Origin of the sequence: Lactobacillus johnsonii ATCC 33200 (assembly GCF_000159355.1) — a bacterium.
In the GTDB taxonomy this organism is placed as follows: domain Bacteria; phylum Bacillota; class Bacilli; order Lactobacillales; family Lactobacillaceae; genus Lactobacillus; species Lactobacillus johnsonii.
Genome location: NZ_GG670122.1, coordinates 157,492 through 167,346 on the forward strand (window position 1 = coordinate 157,492; position 9,855 = coordinate 167,346).

The following is a 9,855-nucleotide window of genomic DNA, read 5'->3' on the forward strand; positions in this document are numbered from 1 at the left end:
TTAGCAAACGGTGCTGGTCAAATTGCATCAAATAATCCTAAGATTACCGCCGGAATTGACAAAGTAAACAGCGGTTTAGGTGCTGGTCAAGAATACTTAACTGGCTTAGCTGATTCAGCAGCTGGTAAGACTTTCTACATCCCAGCAAACATGATTCACTCATCTAGCTTTAAACCTGCTCTTGATAACTACATGAGTTCAGATCTTAAATCTACTAAGATCATCATCATTCTAAAGATGAACCCTGCTTCAACTGAAGGAGCAAAGAAGGCTCATGAAATTAGTAACATGGTTAAAAAATCAGTTAAGGGTACAAGTCTTGCTGGTTCAACAGTTGCAATGGGTGGACAATCTGAAAAGATTTACGATACTCAAGAAACTGCAAGTAGCGACTTCTTAAGAACTGCAATTATTATGTTAGTAGGTATTGGTATTGCTTTGATCTTTGTTACTAGATCTGTATTACAACCAATGTTTATCCTAGGTACTTTAGTAATTGCCTACCTAACTTCTTTATCAATTAATCAATGGATTGTTAAGGCTGTTTTAGGTAGATCATTATTGGCTTGGAACACTCCATTCTTCAGCTTTATCATGATTGTTGCTTTGGGTGTTGACTACTCAATCTTCCTAATGATGCGTTATCGTGAGTTGGGAGAAGTAAACCCTGGCTGGAGTACAAGTCAACGAATGCTTGAGGCCTGCGACATTATCGGAACAGTTGTAATATCAGCAGCTATTATCCTTGGTGGTACTTTCGCCGCCTTAATCCCATCTGGTGTACCAACTTTAATTGAAGTTGCATTATGTGTGGATATTGGATTATTACTTTTGGTATTCTTACTTCCAATTAATATGTCTGCTGCTATGAAGATTACTTATGAAGGCTTAGGCAGAAAAAAGAATAAAGAAGAGGCTAAATAATATTTAGTACTCTTAGACAAAAAAAGATTGAAGTTTATCCTTTTTGCTAATGAGGATTAAAACTTCAATCTTTTTTAATTAGAAATTTTATTTAATACTGCAGCAATTCCATCGTGATCATTATCAAGAGTTATTGGAATAGATAAGCTCTCTTTCAAGTCTTTTGGAGCATTTCCCATTAAAATGGGATGGCCAACTGAATTAAACATTGATTCATCATTGTAATTATCACCAAAGGCCCAAGCGTTGCTTTTGTCCATTGCAAAGCTATCAATAACAATTTTAACTGCATTTCCTTTATTAACACCCTTAAGAACGACTTCTAAAAGATGAGATGCTGATTTAACAAAAACTAGGCTAGGAAACTTAGATTCAAGGCTAGGAATAATTTTATCTATAAGAGTAGGTTCGCCGATAATTAGCATTTTATGAATTCCCTTTAATTCTTTTATTTGCTCTGTAGAAACTGGCAAGGATTTAACTCCTATTGTTTCTTCCTCTTTGGCAATTAATGGGTTTTTATTAAGAGAAGAAAACCAGTTATAGCCACTGTAAACATTCCAGGCAAGATCATTAGTATCAAGTGCTTCAATTTCTTTAATTAACTTAAGAGCAAGTGAAGCTTCAAAGAATTGTGAATTAAGTGGACGCCCCATTTCATCTAAAACTAATGCTCCATTATAGGCAATTATTGGACAGAAATTGGTGATTTTATCTACTACATTCATAATTCCTTTAGGAAAACGGGCAGAAACTGGAATAAATAAATTACCAGCTATAATTTGTTTACGTATTGCTTCAATAGTAGTAGAAGAGACGATACCTTGAGAAGTAATAAGAGTTCCATCTATATCACTAAAGATAAGTTTTGCGGACATTTTTTCCTCCTTTTGAGATAGCTTTATTTTTACTATTATAATACGATAAAGTATAAGAACGAATGGATAATAATAGTTTTGATAATTGGTCTGAAACGTGAAAAAATATGATTATGGCATATGAATTTAGAATAAACGAGTGAAATAATGACAAAAAAATTGAGAAAAATATTATTTATAATCTGTGGGATTTTAGCAGCAGGAATTTTATTATACTTGCTTTATCGTGACTATCGTCCTGAAATTGATTTGTTAATGCACCCAGGGAAGGATATGAAAACAAAACTACTCTATTTGCTTCGACAACATGAAGTACGGGATGGCTTATTTTTACTAGGATTAATAACCATCTTAAATGCGATTCCGGGAATGTCGAATTCTGTTTTTTGTATTTTAGCCGGTCTTTGTTATGGTCCGTGGATTGGATTAGCCATTAATTGGTGTGGAAATGTTCTTGGAAACTGTATCGTAGAAAGTCTAATAAAGAGAGTTAGTTTTTCGCACAAGTTTAAGAAAAATAGATTTCTTAATTGGTTAATGAATCAGAAACATCCCACTTTGGGAATGACTTTAGGTTTCATGGTACCAGTTATACCAAGCGTATTAGTTGATTATACGGCTGCACGGCTAAAAACGCCGCCTAATAAGTTTTTGTCAATGGTGATTGTGGGAATGTTTCCTACTTCATTTATCTATGCCTTTGGAGGGGATGCGATCTTCAATGGTGATATCAAAAAATTAGCTGGTGCGTTAATTGGGATCGCCATTTTATTTATTATGGCTTGGTGGTTAGTTAACCGCGCGTCAAGAAAAAAACAGAAAGCAGCATAAGGATGCTTTCTGTTTTTTTAGTTTAAGGGCTAGAATGCTATAATAAGCTAAAAAAGTTTATGAGGGAATAAAAAATGAAGTGTCCAAATTGTGGAGAAGATGTAAAGCCAACTGACAAGCAGTGTCCTAATTGTCACTTTGACCTAGAAAAGTTTAGAAATGAATTCTTTACTGGTCAGGATACTACACGTAATGAAAAAAATGATGATCATCAGAAACAAGAAACACGTTCTGTTAAGAAAGTTGAGCCAAAGAAACAGAATTCTACCATTGCGACTATGATTAATTGGATTCAAGTGAATTCAATGATTGTTTTTGTAGTTGGAATTATTCTTTTGATTTTAACAAGTTTTTCTCCATCTCTAGGATGGTCTTGTTTCTTTGCTTTATTAATTTGGTTATTTATAGTTTCTGATAAGAATAAAGGAAAGAAAACTGAGCAGTATACGGTTGATCAACGACTGACGGAACATGTTAATAAGGTTGGTTCCGATGTAGTTAATTCTTTTGAAGAAGGGGAGAATAAAGTAAGGGCTCACCGTCAAAAGATTGATGATAAATTGGGTCGGGATCCAGAAGCTATAAAAAAAGTTGTTAAGCAAAAACGAACTGCAACTCAATTAGGAGTGATCTTAATTGCAGTATTAAACTTACTTTTGGTTTTCAGTGGTCCATTTTCATCTGGAATGATGCAAGGCTACCAAGCACTATCTATTTCTAAGGCGCTCCTTTCAATTGGTAGATTTAATGGAAAATATATTTTTATTGGTTATGGGATGTGGCTACTTTTAGTTGGTGTACCAATTGCAATCATTATCTTGACAATTAAAAATGGTAAGAATAATAAGAAATTAGTTTTCTTCCTTTCATTAATTGAATCGATTGTTTTAATAGTTTGTGCTGTAGAATTGATCTTTATGAATGCTGGATCTTCTCTAGGTATTACCAATAATACAGTAGCCAATAGCATTGAAATTCAACGTATTGTTGCGAATGCAATTTCTTTCGGAGTTTCGACATATTTATTATTTGTATCAAGTATTCTTTTAACAGTAGTTGCTTTTCGCAGTATGAGACAAAATTAAAAAGGCCTAGATCAATATTGATCTAAGCTTTTTTTGTACACTTAAAGATTATTTTGAAACGTCAATAACTAAATGTTCGTTTACAAATGACATCAAGCCCAGTTCACTAAGTTCACGGCCATAGCCAGATTTTTTAACACCACCGAATGGTAATTCAGGAGCGGTAATCCAGCGCCCATTAATAACAGTCATCCCGGTTTCAATTTCACTTGCAACTTCTTGGGCATGAGTTCTATTTTCAGAAATAACACTAGATCCTAAACCAAAACTTGAAGCATTTGCTAGAGCAATTGCTTCTTCTTCGTTTTTGACCTTGAATACTTCAGCAACTGGGCCAAACAACTCTTCATCAAATAATGGATTCTTCTTATCAATATTGGTTAAAATCATTGGGCGGAAGAAGGCACCAGAACTTTTAATTTCAGGATATTGATAAGCAACTTCTGCACCATGTTCAATTCCTTTTTTAACTTGCTCAGCTAACTTATCAGCAGCTCTTTGAGAATTCATTGGTGCAAGACTAGTATCTGCATCTAAAGGATCACCAGGTTTAAGTCCAGCAAAAGTATGGTGCAAGATATCCATTACTTCGTCATAACGGGATTCAACAACAATAATTCGTTTAGAAGAGGTGCAGACTTGACCGCAATTATAGGTTCTGGCATCACTTAGTACATTCTTTAATACAGTAGAGTCAGCATCTGCCAAAACAATAAATGGATCATTTCCACCTAACTCCATTGTCGACTTTTTAATATTTTTACCAGCAGCTTCTGCGACACTACTACCACCACGTTCTGAGCCAGTTACTGCAACGCCTTGAACACGTTTATCGGCAATAACATCGCCAATTTGGTCATAAGATAGGAATAAGTTTTGTAGACTTCCTTTTGGAGCACCAGCTTCTTCAATAATTTCTTCAGTTAATTGGGCTGAGCCTGGAACATTATGAGCGTGTTTTAAGATAATAGGATTTCCAACCATAAAATTAGGGGCAAAGACTCTAATTACTTGATAAAGTGGGAAGTTCCATGGTTCACAGGCCATGATAATACCTGTAGATTGTTTTAGATAATAGGCATTTCCTAAATCTGTTTCTAAAGGAGTAGGCTCTAACATTTCAGGAGCTTTATCAGCATAATAATTACAAATATTTATACATAGATCTACTTCTTCAAGCGACTCACGATATAATTTTCCCATTTCTAAAGTCATGGTTTTTGCCATTTCTTTGCGATGTTTTTGAAAATTATTTGCTATCTTGTGAAGTAACTCGCTTCTAGTAGCTGGCATCTGACTATGCCAAGTTAGATATAATTTTTCTCCGGTTTCAAGTGCTTGCTCAATTTCTTCTTGAGTTGCAGTTGGATAACTTTTAATTAATTGGTTTGTATATGGATTAATTGATTCGTATTTAGACATAAAATTTCCTCTTTTCAATACAATATATTATAAAGCGCTTTCTTATAGATGCATATAAAAATCACTTCTCTTTAGTAAGAAATTAAAAATAAGTGATTACATTTAAGTTAACTTATCAATTTTTTCCAGTAAAACATGATTATTATTCAGACGAGCAAAGGCAGCCGAGTCATTTAAATATTGAGCAGTCTTTTGCGGCGATCCATTTTCAGCAATATTATTTTGTGCCAATTGATAAAGAAAGCGAGCAGCAAAATAAATTACATGTCGTTTTTTACATAGATCATATCCCATATTTAATAACTTATCCGATTGCTCATAATCGTCATTACGACCATAAAATTCTCCACCATTACAAAGAATAGAAAGAAATTGTAGTAAAGAGTCTTCATCTTCAAGCGGAACATTGGATATTGAAGACAAAATGATGTCATAATAATGTCGTGCTTTATAAACATCATCTTGTAAGTCATAGACTTGACTGCAGCCTTTAAGGGCAAGAAGATAATAGATTTTATTTCGTTTTGATAGGTTTGTATCTAGAATTGAATTAAAGTAGTAAAGTGCGTCAGTTTTAGCATGATCTAAATTTAAAGCTAGTAGACCGCGCAGATAATAATAGTGAAGAATATCTTCTTGGCGGACTAATTCATCCTTATTAACACTGCTTAAAATTTGAGCAACTTTTGGAAAATCAAGCTGAATAACAGCAAAATCCGCCTCAAATAATTTATGGGATGTTTTTTTATTAGAGTCAACGTCCATGATATCAGCTACATTAATATTCATTCGGTCGCACAGACTATTTAAAATTTTTATAGAAGGAATACGGCCATTATTTTCAAATTTACTTAATGTAGATTGAGTACAAATTCCATTGCATAGTTCAGTTTGAGACAAACCTAATTTTTTACGAATGAAAACAAATTTGTTAATGTTGATCATTCTTCTTCTCCTTGATTGTCTGATACAAAAAATCTAAAGATTCATCAATATAATCCATGGCGTAATCCATTGCATGCCGATGACCTTTAATGACTAATAATTCAACCTCATGATCATTGTTAGCTAAAAAGTCGATAAATTTTAAAACACCATTTAGTGGAACTAATTCATGAGCAGAATTAATCATTTTTAGCCGGCCCAAATGGCTAAGATCATAATTTTCGACATCCATTTTTTTGAAAATAGCTTGATCATTTTTCCCAGCATAGGTTTTTACAAAAAATTTATAGAATGATTCAAAAATATCATATAAATTTGTTAGTTTTAACTCATTGGCACCGTATCTTGATGGAATAACATCTTGATGATTTTTCATCCAGTTCGAGAAGTCTACCGATGCTGACCACGTAACCGTAGGAAAACCGTAAATTCCAGCAATATACAAAGCTAGTGTGCCGCCGACACTTGCACCAATTTGTACAATATTTTGTTGATCGTCATCATCGGTATAATCAGAATCTAAAAGCCATTCCACAAATTTCTTACTATCTTGATGAGTAGCTGGATAAGTAAAAGCGGGTGCTAAACGATAATCAGGAATTAAGGTCATAAAGCCAGCATTTGCTAACTTTATTCCTAGGTCCTTAACGTCATTTTTAGACCCAGCAAACCAGCCTCCTCCATGCCAAAAGATTAAGAGTTTTGTTTGTGAAGTAGTATCATTTGGAAAATAGATATCAGTCTTCAAATTGTTATTTTCATCGTAAATTATATCTTTTTTTATAACAACCATAGTTATGCCTCTTAGTTATTTTATAATACATTAATATTATAGAATAAATTTTAATGATAAGTCATATCTTATTTTCACTATAATTAAGTTTAATTCATAGGTTAGTGCGTCTATTTTACCTTGTTTTTGTTATCATTAATTTAACATACCAAGGAGGGTAGAAAAATGTCTACTAAAACGAGTCGTAAATTAATTAATATTTTGACCATTGTTACTACAATTATTCTAATTTTGCTAAGTATTTATTGGTATAGGTTAGGAATTTTTACAAGCCAAGAAAAAATGAAGGCCTATCTAGCAGACAAGCAAATTATCGGTCCTTTAATTTTTACATTAATTCAGATAATACAAGTTGTAATTCCGATTATCCCTGGTGGAGTTTCGCTGCTTGGAGGAGTAATATTTTTTGGTCCAATATGGGGGTTTATTTATAATTATGTCGGGATATGTTTAGGATCTATTATTTTGTTCTTCTTGGCCAGACATTATGGTAGACCCTTTATCCTACATTTAGTTTCTGAAAAGACGTATGAAAAATACATGAAGTGGACAGCCAATCAGAAAAAATTTAATTGGTTTTTTGGTCTGTGTATTATTGCGCCAATGGCGCCAGATGACATTTTATGTATGATTGCTGGATTAACTGAAATGAAGTTCTCAACATATTTATGGATAATTTTATTAGGAAAACCTTGGACCATTGCAGCCTATAGTTTAGGGTTAGTTTATGGTGCAAAATGGTTAGTAAAGTTAGTAGGCAAGTAATGCTAGAAACTGAGAGAATTATTTTAAGAAAAATTGAACCTAAAGATGCTCCTACGCTTCTTAAGTGGGGACAAGATAATATTTATCACAAAAGTGCAGGCTACCAATATTTACAAGATTTAGATGCGGCCAAAAAAAGTACCCTTCAATATCAAGTACGTCCCTATAGCTACGGTATAGTACTAAAAGAAAATAATCGCTTAATTGGTTTAGTTGAACTATATGAACGTGGATTAGATGAATACAATGGTCTTTTACTAACAAAAGATTTAGGTTTTTTGTTAGATAAAGAATATTGGCACAGAGGTTTAATGACCGAGGCATTACAATTAATTATTGATTTTGCTTTTAAAGAATTAGAGCAAAATCAAATTTGGGCGGGTACATTTGTATCTAATACAAATTCACAAAAATTGTTAAAAAAATTAGGGTTTAGATATGTCTATACCACTGATTATTCAATGGTTTCTTCACTTTTTAATTATCAAGAAAAATATTATTTGTTAACACCACAGGATTGGCATGATATAATGCAAATAAACATGAAATCCTAAGACTAGTTTCAGAGAGCTCATGGTTGGTGTAAATGAGTAAAAAAAGTCGTTTCCAGATTTCGAATGTGGGTAGGTAATTCTACACGGTTAGCACCGTTATCGCTTTTTGAGTGTGGTATTTTTTAACCAAATGTGGGTGGTACCGCGAACCGTGTAAGTCGATTCGTCCCAGTGTAGGGATGAGTCGGCTTTTTTGTTTTATTTTTAAGGAGGAAATATGTTAGACATTAAAGTAATTCGAGAGAATTTAGACTGGTCAAAGAAAAAATTAGCTACACGAGGAATTAAACCAGAGGAATTGGACAAATTAGTAGCTATTGATAAAGAAAGACGTGAAGCTTTAACTAAGAGTGAACAATTAAAACAAAAGCGTAATGAAGTATCTGATCAAATTGCTCAAGCTAAACGCAATAAAGAAGATGCAAGTGATGCCATTAAAGCAATGCGTGAAGTAGGTAAAGAAATTAAAGATTTAGATAAAGAAGTAGAAGATTTAACTCAAAAGCAAAACTATATCTTACTTCGTTTACCTAACTTCCCAGCAGACTCAGATCCTATCGGACCTGATGAAAGTTACAATGAAGAAGTTCGTAAGTGGCATGAGCCTACTAAACTTGATTTTGAACCAAAACCTCACTGGGAAATTGGAACAGAATTGAATATTTTAGACTGGGATACTGCTGCTAAAGTTTCAGGTGCTCGTTTTGTTTATTACAAAGGCGCAGGAGCATTACTTGAACGTGCAGTTTCAAACTTTTTCTTAGATGAAAATACTAAAGATGGATATACGGAAGTAATTCCACCATACTTAGTTAACGATGCTTCTATGCAAGGAACTGGTCAATTCCCTAAGTTTACTGAAGATGTTTATACAATTGTAGATAATGATGATCCTGATAAACCACGTGATTTAACTTTAATTCCAACTGCTGAAGTACCATTAGTTAATTACTTCCGTGGCAAGATTTTAGATGGAGAGCAATTACCAATTAATGTAACTGCATTCTCTCCAGCATTTAGAAGTGAAGCAGGATCAGCTGGACGTGACACTCGTGGATTAATCAGAATGCACGAATTTAGAAAAGTTGAAATGGTAAAAATTGTTGACGAAGAAAGTTCATGGGATGAATTGGAAAAATTAACCCATAATGCTGAACATTTACTTCAAAAACTTGGTTTACCATATCATGTTGTTGCTCTTTCAACTGGGGATGCAAGTTTTACTAGTGCAAAAACTTATGATCTAGAAGTTTGGATGCCAGCACAAGATAAGTATCGTGAAATTTCAAGTTGTTCAAACTGTACTGACTTCCAAGCACGTCGTAGTTTAATTCGTTACAGAGACGAAAATGGTAAACTTCATTTAGCACATACTTTAAATGGCTCTGGTCTAGCTGTAGGTAGAACAGTAGCTGCTATTTTGGAAAATTACCAAAATGAAGATGGAACTGTAAATGTTCCAGAAGCTTTACAACCATATATGCATGGAATGAAAGTCATTACTAAAGAGCCAAAATTCGGTGAATAAAATTTAATAAAGTAAGAATGGTATTCAATTGCTAAAATAGCAAAAGAATACCATTTTTTTATATCTAAAATACTAGAGAAAAGGCTTGAAATTAGCACTCTAAAAAATATTGCTAATTTTTTGCAAAAAG

The 9,855-nt window shown here is 33.4% G+C and carries 10 protein-coding genes; 6 read left to right on the plus strand and 4 right to left on the minus strand.

Going from position 1 to position 9,855, the window contains the following annotated elements; genetic code table 11:
• Positions 1 to 924, plus strand: a 924-nt coding sequence (locus HMPREF0528_RS09645) for an MMPL family transporter (RefSeq protein ID WP_004896633.1), incomplete at its 5' end; no start/stop codon positions are given.
• Positions 925 to 998: 74 nt separating this feature from the next.
• On the opposite strand, the gene HMPREF0528_RS08470 is transcribed toward HMPREF0528_RS09645, so the two are convergent.
• A complete protein-coding gene (locus HMPREF0528_RS08470; RefSeq protein WP_004896634.1) occupies positions 999 to 1,802 on the minus strand; it encodes a Cof-type HAD-IIB family hydrolase in 804 nt (267 codons plus the stop codon).
• 147 nt (positions 1,803 to 1,949) lie between these two features.
• On the opposite strand from HMPREF0528_RS08470, the gene HMPREF0528_RS08475 reads away from it, so the two are divergent.
• Together HMPREF0528_RS08475 and HMPREF0528_RS08480 are read left to right on the plus strand one after the other, a co-directional pair.
• The gene (locus tag HMPREF0528_RS08475) at positions 1,950 to 2,633 is read left to right on the plus strand and encodes a TVP38/TMEM64 family protein (RefSeq protein ID WP_004896635.1); all 684 of its coding nucleotides are present in this window, start codon (positions 1,950 to 1,952) and stop codon (positions 2,631 to 2,633) included.
• Between the two features lie 74 nt (positions 2,634 to 2,707).
• Positions 2,708 to 3,718 (plus strand): zinc ribbon domain-containing protein, encoded by a 1,011-nt coding sequence (locus HMPREF0528_RS08480; RefSeq protein WP_004896636.1) that lies wholly within the window; start codon positions 2,708 to 2,710, stop codon positions 3,716 to 3,718.
• A gap of 48 nt (positions 3,719 to 3,766) precedes the next feature.
• On the opposite strand, the gene HMPREF0528_RS08485 is transcribed toward HMPREF0528_RS08480, so the two are convergent.
• The 3 genes from HMPREF0528_RS08485 to HMPREF0528_RS08495 all read right to left on the minus strand — a co-directional run bounded on the left by HMPREF0528_RS08485 (position 3,767) and on the right by HMPREF0528_RS08495 (position 6,878).
• Positions 3,767 to 5,140 (minus strand): NAD-dependent succinate-semialdehyde dehydrogenase, encoded by a 1,374-nt coding sequence (locus tag HMPREF0528_RS08485; RefSeq protein WP_004896637.1) that lies wholly within the window; start codon positions 5,138 to 5,140, stop codon positions 3,767 to 3,769.
• Between the two features lie 102 nt (positions 5,141 to 5,242).
• A complete protein-coding gene (locus tag HMPREF0528_RS08490; protein WP_004896638.1) occupies positions 5,243 to 6,085 on the minus strand; it encodes a helix-turn-helix domain-containing protein in 843 nt (280 codons plus the stop codon).
• Complete coding sequence (locus HMPREF0528_RS08495) at positions 6,072 to 6,878, minus strand: alpha/beta hydrolase fold domain-containing protein (RefSeq protein WP_004896639.1); 807 nt, start codon at positions 6,876 to 6,878, stop codon at positions 6,072 to 6,074. Before HMPREF0528_RS08495 ends, HMPREF0528_RS08490 begins: the two co-directional genes overlap by 14 nt.
• A gap of 165 nt (positions 6,879 to 7,043) precedes the next feature.
• On the opposite strand from HMPREF0528_RS08495, the gene HMPREF0528_RS08500 reads away from it, so the two are divergent.
• The 3 genes from HMPREF0528_RS08500 (at position 7,044) to serS (ending at position 9,725) form a co-directional block, all read left to right on the plus strand.
• Complete coding sequence (locus HMPREF0528_RS08500) at positions 7,044 to 7,643, plus strand: TVP38/TMEM64 family protein (RefSeq protein WP_004896640.1); 600 nt, start codon at positions 7,044 to 7,046, stop codon at positions 7,641 to 7,643.
• Positions 7,643 to 8,197, plus strand: a complete 555-nt coding sequence (locus HMPREF0528_RS08505; RefSeq protein WP_034525412.1) for a GNAT family N-acetyltransferase — start codon at positions 7,643 to 7,645, stop codon at positions 8,195 to 8,197. The genes HMPREF0528_RS08500 and HMPREF0528_RS08505 overlap by 1 nt, the downstream gene beginning before the upstream one ends.
• Before the next feature lie 217 nt (positions 8,198 to 8,414).
• Complete coding sequence (gene serS / locus HMPREF0528_RS08510; protein WP_004896642.1) at positions 8,415 to 9,725, plus strand: serine--tRNA ligase; 1,311 nt, start codon at positions 8,415 to 8,417, stop codon at positions 9,723 to 9,725.
• Positions 9,726 to 9,855: the final 130 nt, after the last annotated feature.